29 protein-coding genes and 1 pseudogene are annotated in these 25,229 nt (G+C 59.6%); 25 read left to right on the plus strand and 5 right to left on the minus strand.

The annotated features are described in order from the left end of the window. The gene (locus BLS57_RS16425; RefSeq protein ID WP_043847225.1) at nt 1–195 is read right to left on the minus strand and encodes a heavy-metal-associated domain-containing protein; all 195 of its coding nucleotides are present in this window, start codon (nt 193–195) and stop codon (nt 1–3) included. A 149-nt stretch (nt 196–344) separates the two neighbouring features. Here BLS57_RS16425 and BLS57_RS16430 point away from each other — a divergent pair, with 149 nt between their 5' ends. From BLS57_RS16430 to BLS57_RS16445, 4 genes and pseudogenes are all read left to right on the plus strand, one after another. Next, entirely contained in the window at nt 345–2,855 is a 2,511-nt protein-coding gene (locus BLS57_RS16430) for a heavy metal translocating P-type ATPase (protein WP_093743761.1), read from the plus strand. A gap of 9 nt (nt 2,856–2,864) precedes the next feature. Continuing rightward, a complete protein-coding gene (gene cueR / locus BLS57_RS16435) occupies nt 2,865–3,254 on the plus strand; it encodes a Cu(I)-responsive transcriptional regulator (RefSeq protein ID WP_009824489.1) in 390 nt (129 codons plus the stop codon). 120 nt (nt 3,255–3,374) lie between these two features. Beyond that, entirely contained in the window at nt 3,375–4,325 is a 951-nt protein-coding gene (locus tag BLS57_RS16440; protein WP_009824490.1) for a DUF305 domain-containing protein, read from the plus strand. Nucleotides 4,326–4,393: 68 nt separating this feature from the next. Beyond that, nucleotides 4,394–5,114, plus strand: a pseudogene (locus BLS57_RS16445) (MauE/DoxX family redox-associated membrane protein). Between the two features lie 2 nt (nt 5,115–5,116). On the opposite strand, the gene BLS57_RS16450 reads toward BLS57_RS16445, so the two are convergent. After that, on the minus strand, nt 5,117–7,207 hold the full coding sequence (locus tag BLS57_RS16450) for a protein-disulfide reductase DsbD family protein (protein WP_093743762.1): 2,091 nt from the start codon (nt 7,205–7,207) through the stop codon (nt 5,117–5,119). Between the two features lie 433 nt (nt 7,208–7,640). Here BLS57_RS16450 and BLS57_RS16465 point away from each other — a divergent pair, with 433 nt between their 5' ends. From BLS57_RS16465 to BLS57_RS16555, 19 genes are all read left to right on the plus strand, one after another. Continuing rightward, nucleotides 7,641–10,193: an NAD-dependent epimerase/dehydratase family protein gene (locus BLS57_RS16465; protein WP_093743763.1), complete on the plus strand. Its 2,553-nt coding sequence runs from the start codon at nt 7,641–7,643 to the stop codon at nt 10,191–10,193. An 88-nt stretch (nt 10,194–10,281) separates the two neighbouring features. Beyond that, nucleotides 10,282–10,710, plus strand: a complete 429-nt coding sequence (gene cueR, locus BLS57_RS16470; protein WP_093743764.1) for a Cu(I)-responsive transcriptional regulator — start codon at nt 10,282–10,284, stop codon at nt 10,708–10,710. Between the two features lie 499 nt (nt 10,711–11,209). After that, entirely contained in the window at nt 11,210–12,610 is a 1,401-nt protein-coding gene (locus BLS57_RS16480) for a multicopper oxidase family protein (protein ID WP_093743766.1), read from the plus strand. Nucleotides 12,611–12,630: 20 nt separating this feature from the next. Beyond that, on the plus strand, nt 12,631–13,563 hold the full coding sequence (locus BLS57_RS16485; RefSeq protein ID WP_244153711.1) for a sialidase family protein: 933 nt from the start codon (nt 12,631–12,633) through the stop codon (nt 13,561–13,563). A gap of 11 nt (nt 13,564–13,574) precedes the next feature. Then, nucleotides 13,575–14,072, plus strand: a complete 498-nt coding sequence (locus BLS57_RS16490; protein ID WP_093743767.1) for a DUF411 domain-containing protein — start codon at nt 13,575–13,577, stop codon at nt 14,070–14,072. 4 nt (nt 14,073–14,076) lie between these two features. After that, nucleotides 14,077–14,205, plus strand: a complete 129-nt coding sequence (locus BLS57_RS20070; protein WP_254903793.1) for a hypothetical protein — start codon at nt 14,077–14,079, stop codon at nt 14,203–14,205. Further along, entirely contained in the window at nt 14,202–14,687 is a 486-nt protein-coding gene (locus BLS57_RS16495; protein WP_076695200.1) for a c-type cytochrome, read from the plus strand. The genes BLS57_RS20070 and BLS57_RS16495 overlap by 4 nt, the downstream gene beginning before the upstream one ends. Continuing rightward, a complete protein-coding gene (locus BLS57_RS16500; protein WP_208597591.1) occupies nt 14,684–15,256 on the plus strand; it encodes a DsbE family thiol:disulfide interchange protein in 573 nt (190 codons plus the stop codon). Before BLS57_RS16495 ends, BLS57_RS16500 begins: the two co-directional genes overlap by 4 nt. Next, nucleotides 15,253–15,777 (plus strand): TlpA family protein disulfide reductase, encoded by a 525-nt coding sequence (locus BLS57_RS16505; RefSeq protein ID WP_076695195.1) that lies wholly within the window; start codon nt 15,253–15,255, stop codon nt 15,775–15,777. The genes BLS57_RS16500 and BLS57_RS16505 overlap by 4 nt, the downstream gene beginning before the upstream one ends. A 3-nt stretch (nt 15,778–15,780) precedes the next feature. Then, entirely contained in the window at nt 15,781–16,053 is a 273-nt protein-coding gene (locus BLS57_RS16510; protein ID WP_076695193.1) for a hypothetical protein, read from the plus strand. Between the two features lie 35 nt (nt 16,054–16,088). Next, nucleotides 16,089–16,370 carry a hypothetical protein gene (locus BLS57_RS16515; protein WP_076695191.1) on the plus strand — a complete coding sequence of 94 codons (282 nt, stop codon included), beginning with the start codon at nt 16,089–16,091 and terminating at the stop codon, nt 16,368–16,370. Nucleotides 16,371–16,445: 75 nt separating this feature from the next. Then, a complete protein-coding gene (locus BLS57_RS16520; protein ID WP_244153712.1) occupies nt 16,446–17,177 on the plus strand; it encodes a DsbA family protein in 732 nt (243 codons plus the stop codon). Further along, nucleotides 17,167–17,808 (plus strand): SCO family protein, encoded by a 642-nt coding sequence (locus BLS57_RS16525; RefSeq protein WP_093743769.1) that lies wholly within the window; start codon nt 17,167–17,169, stop codon nt 17,806–17,808. The genes BLS57_RS16520 and BLS57_RS16525 overlap by 11 nt, the downstream gene beginning before the upstream one ends. A gap of 17 nt (nt 17,809–17,825) precedes the next feature. Beyond that, complete coding sequence (locus BLS57_RS16530) at nt 17,826–18,260, plus strand: copper chaperone PCu(A)C (protein ID WP_076695185.1); 435 nt, start codon at nt 17,826–17,828, stop codon at nt 18,258–18,260. A 5-nt stretch (nt 18,261–18,265) separates the two neighbouring features. Then, nucleotides 18,266–18,826 (plus strand): cytochrome-c oxidase, encoded by a 561-nt coding sequence (locus tag BLS57_RS16535; protein ID WP_076695183.1) that lies wholly within the window; start codon nt 18,266–18,268, stop codon nt 18,824–18,826. A 20-nt stretch (nt 18,827–18,846) separates the two neighbouring features. Beyond that, nucleotides 18,847–19,347, plus strand: a complete 501-nt coding sequence (locus BLS57_RS16540; RefSeq protein ID WP_067264422.1) for a hypothetical protein — start codon at nt 18,847–18,849, stop codon at nt 19,345–19,347. Next, a complete protein-coding gene (locus tag BLS57_RS16545; protein ID WP_009824512.1) occupies nt 19,341–20,075 on the plus strand; it encodes a cytochrome c biogenesis CcdA family protein in 735 nt (244 codons plus the stop codon). Before BLS57_RS16540 ends, BLS57_RS16545 begins: the two co-directional genes overlap by 7 nt. Nucleotides 20,076–20,081: 6 nt before the next feature. Continuing rightward, nucleotides 20,082–20,705 (plus strand): class I SAM-dependent methyltransferase, encoded by a 624-nt coding sequence (locus BLS57_RS16550; RefSeq protein WP_244153713.1) that lies wholly within the window; start codon nt 20,082–20,084, stop codon nt 20,703–20,705. Between the two features lie 97 nt (nt 20,706–20,802). Beyond that, nucleotides 20,803–21,462 (plus strand): cation diffusion facilitator family transporter, encoded by a 660-nt coding sequence (locus BLS57_RS16555; RefSeq protein ID WP_208597592.1) that lies wholly within the window; start codon nt 20,803–20,805, stop codon nt 21,460–21,462. Here the strand turns inward: BLS57_RS16555 and BLS57_RS16560 are convergent. The 3 genes from BLS57_RS16560 to BLS57_RS16570 all read right to left on the minus strand — a co-directional run bounded on the left by BLS57_RS16560 (nt 21,446) and on the right by BLS57_RS16570 (nt 24,042). Next, nucleotides 21,446–22,552 carry a cytochrome P450 gene (locus tag BLS57_RS16560; RefSeq protein ID WP_244153714.1) on the minus strand — a complete coding sequence of 369 codons (1,107 nt, stop codon included), beginning with the start codon at nt 22,550–22,552 and terminating at the stop codon, nt 21,446–21,448. The genes BLS57_RS16555 and BLS57_RS16560 overlap by 17 nt on opposite strands. 144 nt (nt 22,553–22,696) lie before the next feature. Continuing rightward, complete coding sequence (gene lspA / locus BLS57_RS16565) at nt 22,697–23,197, minus strand: signal peptidase II (protein WP_035714444.1); 501 nt, start codon at nt 23,195–23,197, stop codon at nt 22,697–22,699. Further along, nucleotides 23,194–24,042: a cation efflux transmembrane domain-containing protein gene (locus BLS57_RS16570; RefSeq protein ID WP_067264414.1), complete on the minus strand. Its 849-nt coding sequence runs from the start codon at nt 24,040–24,042 to the stop codon at nt 23,194–23,196. The genes lspA and BLS57_RS16570 overlap by 4 nt, the downstream gene beginning before the upstream one ends. Nucleotides 24,043–24,099: 57 nt before the next feature. Between BLS57_RS16570 and BLS57_RS16575 the strand changes: the two genes are divergently transcribed. Both BLS57_RS16575 and BLS57_RS16580 read left to right on the plus strand, forming a co-directional pair. Next, complete coding sequence (locus BLS57_RS16575; RefSeq protein WP_067264411.1) at nt 24,100–24,444, plus strand: ArsR/SmtB family transcription factor; 345 nt, start codon at nt 24,100–24,102, stop codon at nt 24,442–24,444. 405 nt (nt 24,445–24,849) lie between these two features. Beyond that, on the plus strand, nt 24,850–25,229 hold a 380-nt coding region (locus BLS57_RS16580; protein ID WP_139186654.1), incomplete at its 3' end, for a L,D-transpeptidase family protein.

Genomic DNA, 25,229 nt, shown 5'->3' on the forward strand with positions numbered 1-25,229 from the left:
CTACGCGGCTGAAGCGTCGTAGCCAGCGTCAGCGATGGCTTGCCGCACGGTCGCCTGTTCCAATGTGCTTTGGACAGTGACAAGGCGAAGGTCCAGATCGGCCGTGACAACGGCTGATGGATCCTTTGCCTTGATGCCGCTTTCGATAGCGGATGTGCAGTGTCCACAGCTCATTTTCGGGACGGAAAAAATCATGAAGGCCTCCATTTTTGGTACAACCTCAGACTTGGTCGTTCCATCGGGAGGAAGGTCAAGCAAATATCAGAAAAATAAATGAGATACTCTCTTGAGCTTCCAGCAACTGGAAGCCCTATATCAGGGTAAGTTCAACCGAGGAGTCTCTCATGACCGAACCCAATACGATACGTCTGTCCGTTTCCGGCATGAGCTGCGCGTCCTGTGTGGGCAGGGTTGAAAAGGCTCTCGGCGAGGTTCCAGGCATTTCGAACGTCAGTGTCAATCTGGTGAGTGAAACGGCACAGTTTCAGACGGATGATGCAGCCACGACGGGCGCAGCGGTTGCGGCACTGTCGCAGGCCGGCTACCCGGCAAGCACGGCGCGCGTCACGCTGAACGTAGACGCCATGTCCTGCGCGTCCTGTGTCGGTCGGGTTGAAAAGGCGCTTGTACGGACACCCGGCGTATTGAATGTGGCGGTCAATCTGGCAACCGAAACGGCTGTGGTCGAATATTTCTCAGACACCATTACCCCGGAAGAGATTGCCCGGATCAGCACGGAGGCAGGATACCCGGCCGAGATCAAGCAAAGCGATGCGCAAGCCGACCGGTCGCACCGCAAGGCCGAGGAAGCCGACGCTCTGGCGCGTCGTGTCATACTTGCCGCGATCCTGACCGTTCCGGTGTTCGTTCTGGAAATGGGAAAACACACCATACCCGGCTTTGAGGGCCTGATTGAGAGCACAATCGGCATTCAAACGTCGTGGCTGATCCAATTCGCGCTTGCCACGGTGGTTCTGTTCGGACCGGGTTGGAGGTTCTTTGCGAAGGGCATTCCGGCGTTGATCAAGCGTGCTCCGGATATGAACAGCCTTGTCGCGCTGGGAACCGGGGCGGCGTGGACTTATTCCGTAGTCGCGACCTTCCTGCCACAGGTGCTGCCTGACGGTGTGCGCGCCGTCTATTTCGAAGCAGCGGCGGTTATTGTCGTTCTGATCTTGTTGGGTCGCTGGCTTGAAGCGCGGGCCAAGGGCAAGACCGGTGCAGCCATTCAGGCCCTTCTTGGTCTGCAGGCAAAGACAGCCAGGGTCCTGCGCGAGGGGCAGGCGACCGAGGTTGACATCAAGGAACTTCGGATCGGCGATCAGATCCTCGTGCGTCCCGGTGAAAGGCTGCCTGTCGATGGCGAGGTCACAGAAGGATCAAGCAACGTCGATGAAAGCATGATCACCGGTGAACCCCTCGCCGTGCCAAAGGCTGCTGGCGAACCGGTGACCGGCGGCACGGTGAACGGCACCGGGAGCCTGACCATAACGGCGACGCGGGTCGGGGCGGATACCACGCTGGCGCAGATTATCCGCATGGTCGAAGATGCTCAGGGGGCCAAGCTGCCGATCCAAGGCCTAGTGGATCGCGTGACCATGTGGTTCGTGCCTGCCGTTCTGGTTCTGGCGCTTGCGACTGTGGTTGTCTGGCTGCTGGTCGGTCCCGATCCGGCTCTGACCTTTGCGCTTGTGGCGGGTGTCTCCGTTCTGATCATTGCGTGCCCCTGCGCCATGGGGTTGGCCACGCCCACCTCGATCATGGTGGGGACAGGACGCGCTGCCGAGATGGGGGTGTTCTTCCGCAAGGGAGATGCGCTGCAACATCTGGACGACGTCGGCCTCGTTGCGCTCGACAAGACCGGGACGGTCACCCAAGGGCAACCCAGTTTGACAGACCTCATCACGGCCGACGGCTTTGACCGGGCAGAGATACTCGCCCTCATCGCATCTGTCGAGGCGCAGTCTGAGCACCCGGTGGCAGAGGCCATCGTGCAGTCCGCAAAGAGCGAAGGCCTGTCCTGGCCCGATGCGACGGAATTCCGGTCCGTGACCGGCTACGGTGTCGAGGCGCTTGTCCAGGGCCGCAAGGTTCATGTCGGTGCGGATCGCTTCATGGTGCAGCAGGGCATTGACACCAGCCCGCTGGAAGACCGCGAAAGGGCGTTAGCCGAAAAGGGACGCACCGCGCTTTATGCTGCGGTGGATGGAACCCTGGCGGCTGTGATTGCCGTGGCAGACCCGGTCAAATCCTCCAGCGCCGAAGTGATCGCAGCTCTGCATGATCGAGGGATCAAGGTCGCGATGATCACCGGAGACAAGAAGGCCACCGCAGATGCCATAGCCCGCGAGGTCGGGATCGACCACGTCATTGCAGGGGTATTACCGGATGGAAAAGTCGCCGCCCTGGACGAATTGCGGCAAGGGAACAGCAAGATCGCCTTTGTCGGGGACGGCATCAACGACGCGCCAGCACTGGCCCATGCCGATGTCGGCATCGCCATCGGAACCGGCACGGATGTCGCTATTGAAAGTGCCGACGTGGTGCTGATGTCGGGGGATCTGCGCGGCGTGGTGAATGCAATAGACGTGTCGCGCAAGACCATGCGCAACATCCGGCAGAACCTCATCTGGGCCTTTGGCTATAACGTCGCGCTGATCCCTGTGGCGGCGGGCGCGCTTTATCCAGCCTTTGGATTGCTCCTGTCGCCGGTGTTTGCCGCCGGGGCCATGGCGCTGTCCTCCGTGTCGGTTCTGACCAACGCGCTGCGGCTGCGACGGATCAAGGCGACGATGTCGGAACAGGATCCGCCCCACGACGCGGCGACGAAATTCGCAACGCAGCCCGCAGAATAGGAGACAGGTGTGAACATCGGAGAAGTATCAGAACGCGCGGGTTTGCCAGCGAAGACAATCCGCTACTACGAAGACATCGGCCTTGTCCGGCCTTTGCGCAGCGATAACGGATATCGCGCCTTTCGCGACAGCGACATCCACAAGCTCGCATTCCTGGGCCGCGCCCGGACCTTGGGGTTCTCGATAGAAGACTGCCGCACGCTGCTTGATCTCTATGAGGATGAGACACGGGAAAGCGCACAAGTAAAAGCGGTCGCACAAGAACACCTGGCGGCCATTGACGAAAAGATTGCCCAGCTCAGGTCGATGCACGATACGCTGTCACACCTCGTTGACGCCTGCCATGGCGATCACCGCCCGGATTGTCCGATTCTGAAAGATCTGGCCAAAGAGCCGTAGCGCATGATGCTTGGGGCCGACATTCTTCGGATTTTCGCACCGTAGCGTTGGAGTTTGTTGGAGCCCTCCCCCGCTGGAATGTTGTTTCTTCAGCAATTCAAGCCAAGGTGGAGGGATCAAATGTCTGAAGATACGACCGGGAAATCTAGCGGCGGGTCCCACGCCCGTTCAAGTGAAGATGCAGCACATTCGGGGGGCCATTCAGGTTCATCCTATGGCCGGTTTCTGGCGATGGTTGGCACGTCGACAGCGATCATGTTCGGCCTGATGTACATCAACTCGTACTCCTTCGAACATGTCTACTGGAGCGAAACCCGATTTTACATGACGTTCATCATGGGCGCGACGATTGCGACCGTGATGCTCCTTTTCATGTTGAACATGTACAAGAACAAGGGCGTCAACGCCGCGATCTTTCTCGGGTCTGTCGTGATGTTTGCCGGCGCGCTCTGGCTCGTGAGAAGCCAGGAGACCATTCAGGACGAAAGCTGGATGAGCGCGATGATCCCGCACCACTCCATCGCGATCATGACAAGCGAACGGGCCGAGCTGACAGATCCACGGGTCAAGGCTCTGGCTTCGGAAATCGTGACGGCGCAAAATCGCGAAATTTCCGAAATGCGTTTCCTCATAGATGACATTGAGGCAAATGGCGAAGCCGGTCCTGAATGGCCACTTGGTGAAGCGGACGGTCCGGCTGAAATGGAGGGGCTTCAAGAAGCGATTGCAACCCCGGTGATTGCCGGAATCCGTCCTGCACCGCTCAAAGCCGAAGAAATAACACGCGCACTGGGGTCCGACGGACAATGCCGTTTCATTCGCGCCGTGAACGCCGATCCCATTCTGGTCACGGACGGGGCGGGGAACGGCGTCGCCAAGATATCCGGATCGCTGGTCAACTTCACGTCGCAAGACACAGTGACGTCCGGTGGCGTCCTGTCTGCCGATGGTGGCCAATTCACGCTGGCGCCGGGTGACGCGGACGGTGAAGACGCCACCCTGCTGTTTGAATTGACGGGAGAGACGCCTCTGACTGTCGGATTTACCGGGTATTGGACCTGCAACGGTTAAAGGATTTAAAGGAACGCGTCATGACGAGAGAGGCAAAATCCACCCCGAAGACGGCGGTTTTGTACCGAATGGTGATGGAGGAGCATGTTTGTCCCTATGGGCTGAAAATCGAAGGACCTGCTTGAGCGGTAGGGGTATTCGATTGAGGACCGGCCTCTGAACACCCGCGAGGAAACGGATGCTTTCATGGAAGAACACGGTGTCGAAACGACTCCGCAGACCTTTATCGGCAATGAAAGAATTGGTGGCTATGACGCGCTGAGGGAATTTTTCGGCCAGGACGTAAAGGATGACGACGAGACGACTTATCAACCCGTCATTGCGATATTCGCGGTCGCATTCCTTATGGCGCTTGGTCTCAGTTGGGCGTTTTACGGTTCGATCCTGACGCTGCGGGCATTCGAGTGGTTCATCGCGATCTCGATGAGCTTTCTTGCTGTTCAAAAACTGCAGGACGTCGAGACGTTTTCCACGATGTTTCTGAACTACGATCTGCTTGCCCAGAAATGGGTGCGCTATGGCTATGTCTATCCCTTCGGCGAAGCACTTGCCGGTATTCTCATGGTCGCCGGTGCCTTGGTCTGGATCAGCGCGCCTGTTGCACTGTTCATCGGTACGGTCGGAGCGGCTTCAGTTTTCAAGGCCGTCTACATCGATAAGCGCGAGATCAAGTGCGCCTGCGTGGGCGGCGGTTCAAACGTGCCGCTGGGTTTCGTGTCCCTGACCGAAAACCTGATGATGATATTCATGGGCGTCTGGATGTCGGCGCGTGCGATGGGCCTCTTTTAGGCCTAACCATCCGTTTTCAAAGCGGTCACAGGGTCGCCAAGTGCGGCCCTGCTCAGCGCGTCGAGAACGGCTTCGGACGTCAGAACCTCGGACAGGATGATCCCGTCTGGCGCGTTTGGCCCGTAGACGATGTTGAACGGGATGCCAAACCTGTTGTGGCTTTCCAGATACCGGGAAATGTCAGTGTTGGGCCTAGTCCAGTCTGCCCGCATCGCAACGACATTATCACCCCGCAGTTGGTCGACCACGGGCGCACGGTCCAGCACCAGCGTCTTGTTGGCCTTGCACGTCAGGCACCAGTCTGCGGTCACGTCGACAAAGACGGTTTTTCCCTGCGACACCAGTTTCGGTATCTCGGAGCGATCGAACGCGACCCAGTCCTGGCCCACCGCTCTCGTCTGCGGCGGGATTGTCAGCGCCGTCGGCACCAGAAGGCTGAGAACAGCAACCACCACCAGCGCTGTCGGGCGCGTCAATCTGCCCGGCAAACGTATTGTTGCGAGAAGAATGAAAAGGCTCGTCATAAGCAGCACGGTCATGGCCACCCGGCCACCCGCCACCCCTATCAGTACCCAGAGCAGCCAGATCGCGGTCCCGGCCAGAAGACCGGCAAGCACCCATTTGACGACAACCATCCAACGTCCCGGCCTGGGCAACAACCGGACCAGACCAGGCTTCTCCGCCAGAACCAGATAGGGCAGGGAGAGCCCAAGCCCCAGAGCCGTGAAAACGAGAATGACATCAATCGGGCGCCCGGACAGGGCAAAGGCAACCGCTGTCCCCAAAAACGGGGCCGAGCAGGGCGTGGCCAGCACCGCCGCGAAGGCGCCTGTTGCAAAATCTCCGCCATACCCGTCGCGACCGCTTGATCTGGCCAGCCGTGACTGCAACCCGGAGGGCAATGAAACTTCGAACACCCCGAACAGATTGGCAGAGAACACGGCAAGCACCAGAAACATGACGGTCAGGAAAACAGGGCTTTGGAATTGCAGGCCCCACCCAACGGTGACGCCGACGGATTGCAGAACCAGAATGATTGCGGCGAGGGCCCACATGAACACCAGAACGCCAAGCGCCGACATCAGGAACCCATTCCGGACCTCGTGCGCTGGCTTGTTTCCATGATTGAGAACCGATGTCAGCTTGATGGACAGGACAGGCAGAACACAGGGCATGACATTCAGGATCAGACCGCCAAGAAAGGCAAAGGCCGCAATCGCCAGGATTTGCGTCAGATCCGGCAGGTTCGCCATAACCTCGAATGGTGCACCCGGGATGCGGTCTGACCAAGCGGGCTGCGCTGTCACCGCGCGTGATCCATCGGTCAAAGTCAGTTGCAGGGGCGGCGGATCCTCCCCTTGCGCGAGAAGAGGCAGCTTGGCCCAAAGGGCTGTTCCCGCATCATCGGTTCGGATGTCCGGTTTGCCAAAGGTGAATTCCGGCCCCAGTTCCGGAAAGATATCCGGCTTCACAAAGGCATTCGCACTGCGCGCCGTCACATAAAGCGCATCATCCGCGATCACCGCCGTTTCGACAATGATGTCGCTCTCTTCGGGACCAAGCGGCACCCGCTGGGCATACTCCGAAATCAGGCCCGCCGCCTTCGCGTCAATCCCGGTGCCCGCCGGAATTGTCAGTGCGAGATCGAAATCATGCGGCACACAGACAGTCGAGCACGCCAGCAATGAAACACGCGCCTGCAATGTTGCGGACTGGCCCGCAGTTTCGAGAACTGCCTGAATGGGCAGGACGACACGGGTCTTGTAGCCAAAATTCTCGATGCCGAATGCCGTGAAGCGCTCAGGCGCGGGCCAGAGCATCTGTGCGCTCACCAGATTTTCCGATCCATCCCATGAAATTTCAGGCGGCAGACCCACCTCGCCGGGCGAACGCCAATAGGCTTTCCAGCCCTCGGCCAGCTCGACATCCAGGCCAAGGGAAAGGGTTCTGGAGGTTTCCGCGACCCCATTTTCAACGGAGATGAGCCGGGCCGTGATTGTTGAATTCTCGTAGGTATCGCTCGATGCAGCAAAGCCCATGGAGGCCCAAAGGCAAGCCATGAGAAGGAAGAATAGGCGCAACGTGGTTCGCATCATCTTTTGGCTCGCTTCCACCCTTGTCCCGAGATCGAAATCCGAAGCACCTCTATGGCTGCATCTCCCGGTTGGTCAACTTTACAAACGGATACAATGTCGTTTGTGAAGCCATCCCGCTGCGAGAATAACGCGACGAAGTCCGCGTTCGTAGCAGGAAGGCCAATAGAAGCTTTTTTCTTCATTAAACATTTCAATCGCAACCGCGGCCTCCAACCTTCCAGCGCTGGAAATTGAAACCAAATGCGGATGACTTAGTTGAACGCTTAGCAATTGAGAGAAGGAAGAAGATCATGATGGATGGTGGAATGATGGGCGGCGGTATGATGATTGGAATGGGACTTGTCTGGCTCCTTGTCATCGTGGTGCTGATTCTCGCAGTTATTGCGCTGGTGAAATACCTGCGTACGTAGCGGAAGGCCGGAGCGTCGCCATGGCAGATGAAAGCAAGCCGGTCGTTATAGTTACCGGGTCGAGCGGGTATCTCGGGGCCGCGGTGGTGCGACGGCTGCACGGGTCCTACCGCGTCGTCGGACTTGACCGGTATTCGCCGCCCCATCCGCCGCATCAGGCCGAGTGCGTCTGTTTCGACATCACCGATCAGGCAAGTGTCGATACCGCGCTTGATCGTGTGCGGCTGGCTTACGGCGACAGGATTTCCGCCTGCATTCACCTTGCGGGCTATTTCGATCTCAGCGGCGAGGATGATCCGGCGTATGATGCCGTTACAGTCGAAGGCTCGAAACGGCTGCTGAAGGGTCTTCAGGGGTTTGAGCTTGAACAGTTCGTCTTCGCTTCCACCATGCTTGCCCATGCGCCGACCGAGCCGGGGGAGCCGATAGACGAGGATCATCCTCTCGATCCTAGGTTTCCTTACCGCGCATCGAAGGTGCGCACGGAGAAGGTACTGCGCGAGGTAAGGGGCGACGAGAAACTCGTGCTGATGCGCCCCGCCGGTATCTACGATGACAACGGGCAGTCGACTTTTCTGACCCACCAGATCGCCCGCATTCACGAACGACGATTCAGCGGCAAGGTTTATCCTGGCGATCTGTCGCGCGGGCAGGCGTTCCTGCATCTCGACGATTTTCTAGACGCGGTGGAACGTATCGTTGATCGGCGCGTCAAGCTGCCGGACGTTTTTCCGGTGCTACTGGGCGAGGCCGACCCGATACCCTTCGGCGAGTTGCAGCGCCTGATCGGGCGCGAGCTGCATGGCGAGGACTGGATCACCTGGAACGTGCCGTCCCAACTGGCCAAGCTCGGCGCCTGGACGGAAAACAAGGTATTTGGGGAGGATGCCTTCATCAGGGCATGGATGGTCGATATTTCCAGCGATCACTACGAGCTAGACCTTTCGGCGGCGAAAAAGCACTTGGACTGGACGCCTGAACACAGTCTGCGCGACGACATGCCGGGCATCCTTCAGCGCCTGAAGGACGATCCCTACGAATGGTACGAAGCGAACGGGCTGAACGCCGCACGGGTCTCGGCGGCCAAGGTCGAAAACGCCGTGGCGGAAGAGGCTGCAGAGCATGCACCGACGGAGGCCGAGGCGAACGCGGATCGGCGCGAGCATGATCAACACATGCGGCAGATGCATTTTTCTATGCTCTGGGTGCATTGGCTGGTCATGGCGCTCGGCCTGTGGTTGGCCACCGCGCCATCGGTTTTCGGCACCTTCGATCAGACCGAATTCAGCTCGGCGGTCCAGCAGGTGACGGAGGATCGCGGGCTGTGGTCCGCCGCTACACGCAGTTGGCTGACCGCGTGGAACAATGTCTTCACCGGACTTGCCATCATGGTCTTTGCCGCCCTGTCGCTGCGCCATGGTAACGGCTGGGCGCAATGGGTGAATGCCGCGCTCGGCGTCTGGCTGCTGGCCGCGCCGCTGGTGTTCTGGACGCCGGACGCGGCCGTCTATGCCAACGACACGCTGATCGGCGCGCTGGTGGTCGCGCTGACAATCCTGATCCCGATGATGCCGGGCATGTCGCGCGAGGGGATGATGGACGATACCGATATCCCGCCCGGCTGGACCTACTGCCCCTCCACCTATGTCCAGCGCCTGCCGATCATCGCGCTCGGTGTCGTGGGCTTCATCCTGTCGCGCATCCTGTCGGCCTACCAGCTCGGCCATGTAGACGGCGTGTGGGAGCCGTTCTTTTCATCGCCGGTCGCGCTGAATGGCACCGAATACATCATCACCTCCGATGTCTCGAAAGCCTGGCCCATTGCCGACGGCGGCCTTGGCGCAATGAGTTATATGTTTGAGATCATGATGGGCGTGATGGGCAGCCGCCTGCGCTGGCGCACGATGCCCTGGATGGTCGCACTTTTCGGCATCGTTGTCGGGCCGCTTGGCGTGATCAGCATCTATTTCATCATCATTCAGCCGATTGCCATCGGCACCTATTGCACGATCTGCCTGATGGCGGCGCTGGCCATGCTGATCATGATCCCGTTCTCGCTCGATGAAATCGTCGCGATGGTGCAGTTCATGGTCTGGAATACGCGCCGGGGCAGACCGTTCTGGCGCGCGTTCTTCAGGGGCGATGCTCTGCCCGGTGGCACAACGGGGGGCGAAATGAGCTTCGACGCGCGACCGATGCAGATCTTTCGACAAAGCGCACGCGGCGTCACCGTACCATGGACACTCGGGCTGAGTGCTGCGATCGGGGTCTTCCTGATGTTGTCGCGCGCGATCTTTGGCAATGAAGCGGCCATGGCGAACAGCGATCACCTGCTGGGCGCACTGGTCCTGACCACTGCGGTCATCGCCTGGGCCGAGGTCGCGCGCCCGTTGCGGTTCCTTAACATCCTCTTCGGCCTCTGGCTCATTGTCGCGCCTTGGTTCCTGGGCGGAGGCACGGTGGCAGGCAGCCTTGTCGGTATCCTCGCCGGGATCGCTCTCATCGCGCTCAGCCTGTCGCGTGGGAAGCGCAGCGAGGAACACTATGGGAGTTGGGACAGGTTCATTTTTTGAAGGGGCGTCACAAAAAGATTGCCAAGCGTCCTTGACCTTCCAGTAGGTGGAAGGACTATCTGGTGTTTCAAGGAGAGGGTTGCCAGCTATGAACATTGGAAATGTTTCGGAACAGAGCGGTTTGCCCGCAAAAACAATCCGGTATTACGAGGATATCGGACTCGTGCAACCGTCGCGGCGTGAAAACGGGTACCGCGATTTTGCTGTTCAGGATCTGCACAAGCTGGCGTTTCTCGGCCGGGCGCGGTCGTTGGGTTTCGGCATCGAGGAATGTCGCACGCTGTTGTCATTGTACGAGGACCGCGAGCGGTCCAGCGCCGACGTCAAGGCGATCGCCCAAAGTCACCTCGCGCGGGTGGATCAAAAAATCGAGGAGTTGCAGGCGCTTAGCGCGACGCTTCGTGATCTCGTTGTTCGGTGTCATGGCGATGATTGTCCCGACTGCCCGATAATGGATGATCTGACGCCTTCCGACCTCGCGGGGACGCGAAAACATCCCGCTGGAACAACCCTCTGAACACTGGTAAATTAGCCGCATGCACTTTGTCGCCCGCCTCATCATGATAGCCGTCCTTGCCGCCTTCGCGGCAAGCTCGGTTGTGCATGCGGCCGGTTCGGCCAGAATGGCATCTGAAATGATCGCAGCCGGAGCTGAAATGCCAGGTGCCGACTGTGAGGCGTGCGATGGTTCGGCGGGACCCTCAGGCATCGCTTGCGATTTCGTGTGCAACTCGGCGACCGCCGTCGCGCTGGTGGGAGCCTCGGCGGAATTTGGTCTAATTGCAGTTTCGAGCGCCCATGGACTGCCGATCGCGCGGGATTTTAGCGGTCTGATCAGCCCACCTGCCAAACAGCCTCCAAGATTCCTTCTCTGAACTGACACGCGCCGCGGCTTCGCAGCCGCAGTGTCATGCCGTGACGCCGGAGCCATGCTGCTTCGCGCTGCGGGTATTCCCCAACCGCAGTTGCCGCTTTGGCTCCGGCGGAGGACCGAATTATCAGAGAGCCCCAGTCCGATGTCTTTCAACTACAAAACTACCGTCACGCGCCGCGCCTTTGTCGCGTCGTCGCTCGCGGGTGTGATGTCCGCCACCCTGCCTTTTCCGAGGATGGCAGAAGCCGCCACCCGGAAATTCTCACTCCGGGCCGCACCGGGAAGCACACGGCTTGTTCCCGAGCCACATCCGGACACTGCGGCCTGGTGCTACAACGGTAAGGTCCCGGGCCCGGAGATCCGCATTCGACAAGGTGATCGCCTTCAGGTCGAGGTTATGAATGACCTTGCGGAGGAAACCACTGTGCATTGGCATGGCATCCGGCTTCCCAACGCAATGGACGGGGTGCCGCACTTGACACAGGGACCGATCGCCCCGGGCGACAAGTTCGTCTACGAATTCGATGCAGTCGATGCCGGCACCTTCTGGTATCACCCACATCAGCGCAGCTTCGAGCAGGTCGGGCGCGGTCTCTACGGTCCCCTTATCGTCGAGGAGGCCAATCCACCTCGGGTCGACCGCGATGTTACTTGGGTCCTGGACGACTGGCGTCTGGCCGAGGACGCATCGATTTCGGATGATTTCGGCAATGCCCATGACTTAAGCCACGCTGGCCGCCTCGGGAACACTGTGACGATCAACGGTCACGTGCCGGAAACACTCGAGGTGGCATCGGGGGAACGGATCCGCCTCCGCCTGATCAACGCGGCGAATGCCCGGATCTTCGCACTCGATTTCGGGGACCATACACCGCGCATCATCGCGCTCGACCGGCAACCCGTCACGCCGCATGAGCCGCGGGACGGTGTTGTCGTTCTTGGACCCGCAATGCGCGTCGATGTGATCCTGGATTGCACCGGCAAGCCAGGCGCACAAGCCCAGCTTGTAGACCGTGCGTACCGCGGGAACGATTTTCGAGTCCTCGATTTCACCTACGCTGAAACCGCCCTGCGCGAGGCCACACCCGACTGGCCGATCGCATTGCCCACCAACCCCATTCCGGAACCTAACCTGAGATCCGCGCAGCGTCATGAGGTGACGTTCACCGGCGGCATGATGGGCGGCGGTATGATGGGCATGATGCATGACGGGCGCGGCATCTGGTTTGTCAACGGAAAGGCCGCCGAGGGCCATGTGCTCGATCCGTTCCTGACGTTGGAACGCGGTGCCAGTCACATCCTCGAGATGACCAACGCGACCGCCTTCGACCACCCGATCCATCTGCATGGCCATTCGTTCCGGGTGATCAGCCGAAATGGTACGCCGACGCAGCATCGTGAATGGCAGGACACGGTGCTGATGGCGCCCCGCGAACGGGTCGAGATCGCCTTCGTCGCCGACAATCCCGGCGACTGGATGTTCCACTGCCACATTCTCGAACACCAAGCCGCGGGAATGATGGGCGTGATCCGCGTCGCATGAGACCCGGAGGAGGACAAGAAATGACAAACAGCACCTTGAATTTTGAGCCGGACAGACGCCACTTCCTGGCACTGGGTATGGGTGCAGCTGCAGTGCTCGTGTTGCCCGGCGCGGTGCGCGCGGCCGACGGGGCGGCCGATATTCGAACGCTCGCCTTCGATGGCGACACGCTGCTGATCGCAGGCGCAACACTGAGGGCGAGCCCCGATGACGGTCGCAGTTGGCATGACAGGCCAACACCTTCCCCGGTCTCCTCGATCGCCACGCATCCTGCGCGTCCCGGACGTCTCCTTGCCGGTTTGGCGCGGGGAGGGGTGACCGTGTCCGACGATGGCGGAACGACATGGACTGCCCGAAGCGAGGGGCTTGCCTCCGGCGAGGTCACCGCGCTGGCCGTGGCCGCCGGAAACCCCGACATGATCTATGCCGCAATCCGCGGCGACGGCCTTTGGAAGAGCGAGGACGCAGGCGCAACCTGGGCCCTGGCGATGGACAGGCCCTGGCTCGACGCAGCCGAGCGTGACCCGCTGACGCTGGCATCGGTCGATCTCGAAACCGGAATGGGCGGCATCTGGATCTATGCGGGAACCGAGAAAGGCCTGACCCGTGTTCCGGACTGTTTCTGCCGCTGGCAAGACGTTCAGCCCGGCAATGCGATGGACGCGCTGGTGACGGGCGACACGCCACCTGCCGAGGCACCCCTGCCGGCGGACGAGCCGGTCCTGTCACTGGCCAGTGCCCCTGCGGCACCGTCTACACTTTACGCGGCACTGCCGTCGGGGGTGTGGGCGTCGCAGGACGGCGGCGTGATCTGGACGCACAAGGCAAAAGGGCAGGGGAGGGCCGTCGCGGTTCACCCTAGGGACGAAAATCACATAGCCGCCCTCCTCAACGGCACCCTGAACCTCAGCCGCGATGGCGGCGCTACCTGGGCCGCGCTCGCGGTCGCATGATGGAGAACCCCATGAACAGAAGATATGTCCTGGCTTCGCTTGCTGCACTTGGCGTCGGCGGAACCTTCACTTTCACGACGCTGACTTCAGCACAAAGCACCGAAGACGCGACCGGTCCCGCAAGTACCGACGTGTCAGACGGAACGAAGCAGATCACGATCTGGCGCGATCCGGGCTGCGGTTGCTGCGACAGCTACGCCGATTATCTGGAAGAGAACGGCTATCAGGTGACACGCATCGACGATCGGGATTTTGATAAGCGCTCAATCGAAGTCGGCGTTCCCGAGCAGGGGCTCGGCTGTCATCTGGCCGAGATCGAAGGCTATTATGTCAGTGGATTGGTACCCTCGGAGATCCTGGAAAGGCTGGTCACGGAGAAGCCCGACATCACCGGCATTACTTTGCCGGGCATGCCTTCGAACGCGCCAGGAATGGCACGCGTAAAGACCGGTACGCTCAAGACCTATGCGTTCGGCGAGGGCGGGATCACCGTTTACTCCGATGAGTAACTGCATGGATATGATGACCGGCCCGATGATGGGGGTGATGATGTTCGGTGGAGGGCTTTTGCTCCTGCTCGTCGCCGCGGTTCTGCTGCTCAGCATCGTCGCACTCGTGAAATACCTCAGGAGTGCGACATGAGGCGGGCCGCAACAATCGGTGCCGCTGTTGCCACATTGACCGCGATCGGTGTTGCCGTCCTCGCGCAGTCGGAAAGCGACGAAGCTTCGGTGGACGGATTGACCTTCCTTGGCGACCCCGTGACTGTAGCCGACATCGCAGCAGGCGAGACACTCTATGCCGAGAATTGCGCATCCTGTCACGGTGCCGATCTGGAAGGACAGCCCGATTGGCGGCGGCGTCTGGACAATGGGCGCATGCCCGCGCCGCCACATGACGAAACCGGCCATACCTGGCACCATTCGGACCGGAACCTCTTTATTGTGACCAAAGGCGGCGTCGGCGCCGTCGTGCCCGGCTACGAAAGCGACATGCCGGCGTACGATGGCATTCTGACCGACGACGAGATTGCCGATGTTCTCTCTTACATCAAAAGCACCTGGCCGGATCGACAGCGCGAATTCCAGGCGGAAGTATCTGCCAACGACAAAGGTGATTTATGAGCGTGACCGAGGAACCCCGCCGCCGGAAGGGTCGGCTACTAACTATGATGCCAGTCGCGATCTTCGCCCTCATCGGCGCGGGCTTTTACTGGGGGCTGTTCAATGGTGACGATACTTTAGCGTCACCGCTTATTGGCAAGGCGGTGCCCGAGTTCGACCTGCCGCCGATAGAAGGCCTGCCGAACGGCCTGTCGACGGCCGATCTGAAGGGGCAGGTGTCCCTGGTCAACGTCTGGGCGTCCTGGTGTGTACCGTGCCGGGTCGAAATGCCGTTGCTGAACGAACTGGCGGCGCAGGGTGAAGTCCCGATCTTCGGCATTAACTTCAAGGACCGTCCCGAAGAGGCATTGGGCTTTCTCGATGAGCTTGGTGACCCTTACACCCGCATCGGCGCCGACCGGAACGGGCGCGTCTCCATCGATTGGGGCGTTTACGGCCTGCCCGAGACCTTCGTGATCGATGCCGAGGGCCGAATTGCCTACAAGCATATCGGCCCCTTTGACCGTCGTTCCCTGGAGGAAGACATCCTTCCCGTGGTGCGGCGCCTTCAGGAAGGAGCCGGATCATGAAACGACGCGAGTTATTGGCTGGTATGGCGGCGCTCGGCGTCGCGGGGCCGGTTCAAGCCAGACCATTAATGCCGCTTCACGAAAAGCCGCGGGAGATGCTGTCGCCACCTTTCGTCGATGGAAAAGGCCGCGATCTCACGCTGGCGGATTTCCGGGGCAGGGTGGTCCTACTGAACATCTGGGCGACCTGGTGCGTTCCCTGCCGTGAAGAGATGCCGACGCTCGACGCCTTGCAGGAGAAAATGGGCGGCGGCGACTTCCATGTCCTGCCGCTGTCGATCGACCGCGCCGGAATGAAGATCGTCCGCCGCTTCTACGACGAAATCGGTCTTCGTCATCTCGATACATACCTCGCCGAAGACATTCGGGTGATGGCAGCGTTTGCCGTAGTGGGCCTTCCCACCACGATCCTGATCGACCGCGACGGTTTCGAGCGCGGCAGGCTTGTCGGGCCGGCCGAATGGGACAGTCCCGAGGTCATGGCCCAGATTCAGAATCTCATCAACGAAAGGAGTGAATAACCAATGTCTGAAACTTCATCTCACACTGAGAATCCGGTGGCACGCCCATGGCGGCCACAATTTGGACAGCGCAGCCTGATTCTCGCGTCAATGACGATCATCGGTGCCGGGCTTTACCTGAACTGGGGTTGGGTGACGGCGATCGGGGCCGCTCCGCTGATCCTGGCGCTGGCACCCTGCGCCGTGATGTGCGGGCTGGGTGCCTGCGTGATGTGCAAATCGAAATCATGTGACAACAAGAGCACGGCCGCAGAGCCGGGCCTGCCGAGGGACTGAACCCGAAAACCTCAAGAAACCTTAAGGAGAAACTAATGACACTTATCAAGAAACTGAGCATGGCGACTGCCGTATCCGCGCTTTTGGCCACCAGTGTATTCGCCCAGGACAACACCGGTTCGTCCGGCCAGATGATGGACGGTGAGAACGGAATGGCCGGCAATATGATGGACGGCGATATGTCCGGCATGGACGGCATGATGCCCATGATGAAGATGATGCAGAAAATGGGCCCGATGATGGAGGCCTGCACCGAGATGATGGAGGCCATGAACAACTCCGAGGATGAAACCACCCCTTCGACCGACAAGGGCTGATCAATCATCGCCGGGGGCCAAGGCCCCCGGCGATTTGACAGGGAAAAATAGATGATACTCAAAACTGCCCTTCGCGTGTTTGCGGTCTTCCTCTGGGCGCTGATTTCCACGCCCACGATTTCGTTGGCCCAGCAATCGACGCCGCTCGATCAGGTTGAGCAAGAGGCCATCAAAGCCTTGATCCTGCAAACCATCCGCGAGAACCCGGAAGTTCTGGTGGATACGCTCCTGGCCTTCCAGGAAGAGGCTCAGGCACAAGCCCAGGCCGAACAACGGGCTGCGATTCAGCGCGTGGGTGAACTCCTGCTTGCGGACGCAAACACCGGCGTGATGGGCAATCCTGAGGGCGACATCGTGGTTGTCGAATTCTTCGACTACAACTGCCCCTATTGCCGACGCGCGGCTCCGGTCCTTTTCGAATTGATAGAGGAGAACCCGGACTTGCGCATCATCGTGAGGGAGTGGCCGATTCTCGGACCCGACTCCGAACTGGCGGCTCGGGCGTCGCTGGCGGCGATAAAACAGAACGGATTCGAGGCCTTCCACGATGCCCTGATGGCGCAGCCGCGCGCCAATGCCGTCTTTATAAGAAGGGCCGCTGAGCAGGCAGGGCTGGACTACGACCAGTTGCAGGCAGATATGGACGCGCCTGAAGTCGATGCCCATATCGCAAAGTCTCACGATCTCGCACGGCAGCTTGGAATATCCGGCACGCCGACATTTCTGATCGGGGAAACGCTCGTTCCCGGATTGTTGGAAAAGGCCGATCTTCAGGCTTTGATTGCGGAGGCCGGAGATGTCGATTGAACCCGGTGAAACCCCTCCGGAAGCGCGGCTCCTGAGATCCATATTGTGGGGCGCGGTATTTGTGGCCATTGCCGGGGTCGCAATATTCTCTGCCTTGGAAATGTATCTCGGCAATGGATCGAAGACTGTCCGCTATTCGGGCGAGGCGGATATTCGATCCGAATTTTCACTCACGGATCATACCGGACAGGAGGTGACCCAAGCTGATTATTCTGATCGCTGGCAACTTGTTTTTTTTGGTTTCACCAACTGCCCCGACATTTGCCCCACCACACTCGCCTACATGTCGAGCGTTCTGGACTTGCTTGGTGATGATGCGGATCAGGTGGCGCCGATCTTTATCACTGTCGATCCTGCGCGAGACACCGTGCCAGTTATGGCCGAATATGTATCAGTCTTTCATCCAAGACTGATTGGCTTGACCGGAACTGAAGCGCAGGTTGCCGAGGCCACCAGAAATTTCCGCGCATGGTACAAGCGGACCGAGGATGACAGCGCGCCGGACGGTTATTTCATGGCGCATGCCGGGCACATATACCTCATGCGGCCCGGTGGCGAATTTGAGGCGGTCTATCAGGAAGGCGGCCAACCGCCCGAGGCGCTGGCGCAGGAAATCCGCAAAAAGCTATAAACAATGGAACTTGCCAAATGAAAATTACGACACTTGCAACCGCGCTAACTCTCTGGCCATTTTTCGCATCGGCCGATGTAACGATATCGGACGGTTGGGCCCGCGCGAGCATCCTCGCCTCGCGTCCGGCTGCGGCCTATCTCACGCTCACGAGCAATCAGAGTGATCAGCTGGTTGCGATCACCACACTCATCGCTGGAAACGTCACCATTCACGCCGTCGAGACCGGCGGCGATGATGTTAGCCGAATGGTCAAGATCGACGCCTTGGATCTGCCCTCCGGAGAACCAGTGACCCTCGCGCCCGGCAGCATGCATCTGATGCTGATGGGTCTGTCGGAAAAACTCGAAGAAGGCACCGATTTGCCGTTGATCCTGACATTCGCATCGGGTGCCCGAATGGAAATCAGCGTCCCGGTTCTCGGACCGGGCGCAATGGGACCGAAGGAGTAACAGCCATGAAAAACATACTCCTGCTGATAGCCCTCGTCGCGGGCCTCCCGGCCTACGCAGATCATCCTGGCGACCGTCTTGACGAGGTGATGGCACAAAAAGAACCTGCTTTCACTGCCGTTGACATCAACGAACTTCCTGCGTTGGATCTGCTCGGCCCTGACCGAGAACCGTTGGACTTGGAAAGCCTCTCCGATCAGGTCGTCGTTCTTAGTTCCGTCCCGTCCAACTGCGGGTCGCCCTGTGCTGACCAGCAGGCACTTCTTGAAAAGGTGAGGGGCGGAGTGAATGCATCTCCCATGCTGGACATGGTGACCTTCCTTGTGGTGACCGACGCCAGTGATCCGGTTCCCGGACCGATTGCCGAGAACGTGGTCATTGCTCGCGCACAAGTGCCAATAGAGAATCTGATCGATCAGTATCGCGCGATTGCGCCAGACCGTCCCGAAGCTCCGCTTGTGCATGTTATCGCGCGCGGCAACCGCCATTCCGGGGTCTTTGCGGGTTCCGCTTTCCGGCACATCAACATGATCCTGTACGTCAACGGCCTGACCAACGCGCATTGATCGAAGAACGGACCCCCAGCATGACAGCAAACACAGAAACCATTGAGACAAGCGATACCGGATGGCTGTCCGTCATCCGCCGATACATCGTCTATACCGCCGTCGGACACCTGATCTGGGAAATGGCACATATCCCGCTCTACACGATCTGGGTCGAAGGCACCTGGGGAGAGATTGTGTTCGCGGTCGTGCACTGCACCGGCGGAGACCTGTTGATCGCCATGAGCACGCTCTTGCTTGCCTTGTTTCTTGTTGGAGGGCACGCATGGCCGTCGGAACGCGCAGGGCGTGTCCTGCTTTTGGCCGTGGCCATGGGCGTCTCTTACACGATCTTCAGCGAGTGGCTGAACATCGTAATCCGTGCGGCCTGGGCCTATCGCGACATCATGCCGGTGGTCCCCGTCATCGACGCCGGTCTCACGCCCCTGCTGCAATGGATCATCGTCCCGACCCTGGCATATTGGGCTGCCACAAGAGTGCCCTTGCGCAAGCTATTCAGGGGTGAACGTGGTTCATGGTAGATATCTCGCTTCTGGGGCTCACCGCCGCGCTCTTGGCCGGTACGATATCGTTTCTGTCTCCCTGCGTGCTGCCTCTTGTGCCAGGATATGTCTCTTACGTGGCCGGGCGCACAGCCGCTGAAGGCGGGGCGGCTGCGGCCTCGCCGTCGCGCGCGGTCTGGCTGAGCCTGTGTTTTGTCCTCGGCTTCTCCACCATTTTCATGGGGCTTGGCGCATCCGCGACAGCATTGGGTCAGGCCCTTCTTCGGTGGCGGTATGAACTCAACCTCGTTGGGGGCGGCATCATCATTGTCTTCGGGCTTTTCATGATCGGGGCCGCGCGTGTTTCAGTGATGGAACGCGATTTCCGGTTCAATCTCAACATCCCCGGGGGCCAACCCGCTGCGTCCTATGTCCTCGGTCTTGCTTTCGGTTTCGGTTGGACGCCGTGTATCGGCCCGATCCTCGGCGCAATCCTGACAGCCAGTGCGGCGAGCGCCACGATGGGCGAAGGCGTCATGCTGCTTGCCGTCTATTCCGCAGGCCTCGGGATACCGTTTCTGATCGTGGCCGGATTCACCGATCAGATTGCGGGACGGTTGCGGGCCATCGGCCGGGTTGGCCGCCGCCTCCACCAGATTGCAGGCGTCGTGATGATCCTTATGGGACTGGCGATGATGACTGGACAGTTGAGCGCGCTGTCATACTGGATGCTCGATGCATTTCCGGTTCTTGGACGAATAGGGTAACAGCTCGTGCGGTTCTACGAAAAACATATACTTCCTGGCCTCACGCATCTCACCATGGGTCAGGAACAGCTTCTTCCCTACCGAAGGCGCGCGGTCTCAGGTGCGAAGGGCCGCGTGCTGGAGATCGGGATCGGCTCGGGCCTGAACCTCGCGCTCTACCCCGACGCCGTGGATCAGATCGTCGGTGTGGACCCGTCGCCGGAACTCCTTCATCGGGCCGCGCAGGCTTCTCAGGGCTTGACGCCGACAACGGAGATGATCGAGGGCGTGGCCGAAGCATTGCCGCTGGAAAATCGCAGCGTTGACTGCGTGGTTGCCACCTGGACGCTCTGCAGCGTGTCGGAACCGGAGAAGGTGCTGGCCGAGATCCGGCGCGTTCTCAAGCCGGATGGCGCCTTCCGCTTCGTCGAGCATGGAACAGCGCCGAACCCGGTGTCCAGCGTTGGCAGCGCTGGCTCACGCCTGCCTGGAAGCATTGTGCCGGAAACTGTCACCTTGACCGCCAGACAGACACTCTGGTCGAGCAGAACGGCTTCCGCATGGAGCGGCTCGACACCGGCTACGCGAAAGGTCCGAAACCCTTTGTTTTCATGTATGAGGGGCAAGCTCGCCTTTATTGAGGCAGCTTAGAAGGAGAACAATGTCGGCTTCCAAATGGCGAGATACTGATGACAAGGTAACCAACTCTCGGCGGGAACTTATAGAATACATCAGGGGTTACCGCATCATGAGCAAGCAGAAAAATGATAGACAAACCAATCTGACACGCGGCATCCGCGTCGAGATCGCCAGCCTTGTCTACAACCTCATCGAGGTCGTCGTATCCGTCACCGTTGGACTTCTGACCGGCAGCGCCGCACTAGTGAGTTGGGGCCTCGACAGCACGGTCGAAGCCACCTCAGCCGGGACGCTGATCTGGCGCTTGAAGGCCGAGAAGGACGGTGGCGACAAGCGCACGGTCCTGCATCGCAAGAAGGTCGCGCTCTATGTGGTCCCCTGTGCTTTCTGGATCGTCGTCGCCGCGATCCTCTACGAGGCGGTGTCCGCCTTCATCTCGCAGGAGGCACCGGGCTTCAATTGGTGGGGGATCGCGATCCTGTTTGTCTCTTTAGTGGTCAATCCGCTATTGGCCTGGGGCAAGTATCGCTACGGCAAGCGGCTCGATTCACCCGCCCTGAAATACGATGCCAAGGATACCATGATCTGCGAATACCAGACCATTGTGGTGTTGGCCGGAATCGGTCTGACGCAATGGATGGGCTGGTGGTGGGCCGATCCGGTCGCGGCGCTTCTGATCGTGCCCTACGTTGCGTGGGAGGCGTTCGAGGCCACGAAGGATGCGCGGTCGGTCGGGCCGGGTGAGGCCGAAGCTACTGCCGACGCCTGACGTTGCGCATGATGAACCGGTTCTGGGGCAGTGATGGCAGCTCTCCTGGGTCAAGCTCCAAATCCTGATCCGGCACATCGTAGTCGATGTCGTTCACAAGATACCTGCAAAACGCCTTCATCTGACTGATCGCGATCCATTCACCCGGGCAGCGGTGGTTCGTGTAGTGGTTGCCGCCGCCCTGTGGAATGAAGTCGTAGGGGTTTTCGGCACGGCCCCGAAACCGTTCGGGCCGAAACTCAAGTGGCGCATCCCATGAACGCCGATCGGTGTTCGTACCATAGAGGTCCAGCAGAACCCGGTGTCCTTTGGGAAAGCGATACCCTTGCCACTCGAAAGTACTTTTGACTCGTGCCGCGACCGCAGGAAAGAATGGATAGAGGCGGCGGACCTCCTGAACGAAGGGTTCGAGCAGTCCTTCGTCGTTCCGCAGTTTCTCCTGCCATTCTGGGTACCTGTACAGGGCGTGCGCCGTCTGCACGATGAATACAGACACCGCCACGGTCGGACGCAAGACGTTCAGCAACTCTACGGCGGCCACCCTGGGGTTCAACAACTCCCCGTCGAGATCGCGCCATGTCGCGATGAAATGAAGGGCGCTTTCCTGCGTCGGCTGAAGCTCGCCATCGCGGACCTGTTGGATCATCCGTGCTGCCCATTTTTCCAGGCGGTGGCGCGCCAGTCGCGCGGCCCAATGTTTCGGGCCAATGGCACCGGCGTCCTGAAAAAGCGCTGTAAGCTGCGCCGTTCGGGTCGCCACCTCAGCTTCATCAAGCGGCACCCTGGCCCAGGCGCAAACAGCTCTTGTGAGCATTTCGCGCACTTCGTCATAGAGGACGATTTCGTTCCTAGCCTCCCAGTCCGGCGCATATTTGTCCAACATGTGAAGCGACGTGCCCTGAAGCGCGGCGATCCGCTCGGTCCCCATGAGTGACATGAACATCTTCTTGCGGTGCTGGTGGGCAGCGCCGTCCAATCCCTGAACGCCGCCTTCGCCCAGCAGGGTCTTCTGTATGCGGCCCGGCATCGAGCCCGCGCGGATCAGTTTATCCTCGGAATAGAAAACTTTCGCTGCCGCCGCGCCGGTCATGCAGATCGTCTCTTGAAGGAGGATGCGGGTTTCGAACAGGTCTGTGTCGAGTGCGCGGCAGGTCTCCGAGATGAACCCATATGGGTTGCGCAGCAGGGCCAGTGTGCTGTCAAAGCCTTTCGCAGATGGTATGCCGAACATGGGTTACACCCCCGTTGTGTTTTCCTTGCGTTCACTCTGACCAGGCTTGTCCTTCGCAGAGCGGAAGCTGTCCCAGAACAGCAGGGCCGCACCGCAGAAAATCGTTACGTCCGCGAGATTGAAGGACGGCCAGTGGTATGATCCGTAATGGAAGTCGAGAAAGTCAGGAACGGCCTGATAGCGTACGCGGTCAAGAATATTGCCGAGTGCGCCGCCGATGATCAGACCGAGAGCGGCAGCTGTCAGCCTGTCCGGCGCGCGCCATAACCAGATCAATAGCCATGCCACGATCACGCCAGCAAGCGCGATGAGACCCCACCACGGTACGAACCCGCCGAGCATACCGAAGCTGACCCCATCGTTCAGAACCCGCACGAGGTTAAGAAAGGGTAAAACCTCGACCCCGCTCTCGAGCGCCGGTGTGGTCAGGGCGAGCGCCTTGGTGCCCTGATCGAGACCGAGCGCTGCGATTGCGCAGAGCCCACCGAGAACGCGACCGTTCATGCCGTCGCCTTCAGATCGCCCCGCGCGTCGCGGATGATGGCCCAAGCGGAGTGCAGGAACAGTCCGGCGATACCGAAGGCGACGATAAGGTCGGGCCACGCGCTGCCCAGCCACGCCACGAGACCGGCGGCGATGACGACCGCCGCATTGCCGATAGCGTCGTTGCGCGAGAACAGCCAGACAGCCCGCATGTTCGCGTCGCCCTTGCGGAATCGCAGCAGCGGCAGAACGGAGACGACGTTCACGACAAGGGCGATCATACCGAGCAGGCCCATGAGACCTGCATCCGGCGTCGTCTGTTCGAAGACCCGAACGATGGTTGTGCCGAGGACGCCAAGACCGAGGAGCCCGAGGAAGATGCCTTGGATCAGAGCCGACCGTGCCCGCCAAGCGAGGCTCCAGCCGATGGCCAGCAGGCCGAGGAAGGTGATCGCGCCATCGCCGATGAAATCGAGCGCATCGGCCTTCACGGCCTGCGATCCGGAAATGAAACCGCCGATCATTTCGAGGACCCCGTATCCCACGTTCAGGATCACGACGATCCAGAGGGCACGGCGGTAGGCCGGGTCCTGATGGGCCGGATTTGGCGGAATGTCTGCATTGTCCTCGATCCGGTCGAAGCTGTAACCAGTCACCGCAACGGCCTTTTCGATGTCCGGCAGGCGCCCTTCGGGTGCAGCCAGTGTCATGATGTGGGTTGCGGCCGACACTTTCACATCGCCGGGCGCTACCCCGGCCGACTGTGCCGCCCGCTCGATCTGTGCAGCATCCTTCGCGCAATCCATGCCGGAAACCCGGTATCGAAACAATGGCGCATCTGCTATCTCGTTGTCTGTGTTGGCCATGATCGCGGCTTTCCTGCTAAAGTGGATAGAAGATTCCATATATCAGCGAGAAATGATATGGCGCAAATCGTTATGGACAACAAGACCACCACTATTGAACAGCGCGCGAAATTGCTTCGCGGCTTCGCAGATACCAGTCGTTTGACGATTTTGGACGCCTTGGCAAAAAGTCCGTTCGTCGTTCAGGAGCTCGTCGCGCACACGGGACTAACTCAGCCCAATATCTCCAATCATTTGCGATGCCTGCTGGAGTGCGGGCTTGTCGCCAGCGATCGAGATGGACGGTTTGTTCGCTACCGTATCAGCAATTCACGTATCATAACGCTATTGAGCGATGTAGATGCTCTTCTTGATGTCGTCGCAGAAGGGGTTGAGGCTTGTGACAACTATCGCGAGACGTGATTCAAGATGTCGCGGCCTTCGGCCAGGTCGTTACATCGCTCCGGTTTGGTCGTTCTTTAGATGTAGTTCTTTCGACGTGAGACACAGTCGAGATGTTACCGCGAAGGTTTTTTCAACCAATGGCGAACATCGGCCCCGCACCCAGAATATCGGATAGTCCTGCGGTGACGGGCCACGACCGAATTGCTGGCGGACTGGTCTGTTCTTGTCTAAGTAAGAACACGAAAGCCCCGGTTCGACCTCAATATTTTTCTTGAACCTATAGTAGCTTTAGGAGTTAGGACCGCAGGCGAAGAACGGCATTCGATTCAAACAGGCCATACTGCTTCAGGCTTTCCTTAATGAACGGCAGAGCGGTTTTGTTTGAGCTTAGTTTGCCTACCTAACGTTGAAGGAATAAGAATGATGCTGACAAGACGACATTTTCTCCAAACCAGCGGTGCGCTGTTTTCTACTCCAATCGCTGGCCCGCTACTGGCAGCCACCCGGCCCACCAAGGAGGAGAAGGCCGCCTGGGACGCGCAGGTCACACCTGCCGCTTTTGATCCAACTACGTCAAACCCGTGGGGCCTGCACCCGCGCTTTTTGCCCCAGCGGGTGGACGCTAAGGACGGGCTTGTTCCGGGAGACGTCCACGTCGATGCCGTAGCGCGCTACATCTATCACATCGAAGAAGGGGGAACTGCGATGCGTTACGGTGTGGCGATCGCCCGTGGTAACCTGTACGAGCCCGGCACGTATACGATCCAGCGAAAAGTGGAATGGCCAAACTGGACGCCGACCCA

Source organism: Sulfitobacter delicatus (assembly GCF_900102535.1).
GTDB classification, from domain to species: domain Bacteria; phylum Pseudomonadota; class Alphaproteobacteria; order Rhodobacterales; family Rhodobacteraceae; genus Sulfitobacter; species Sulfitobacter delicatus.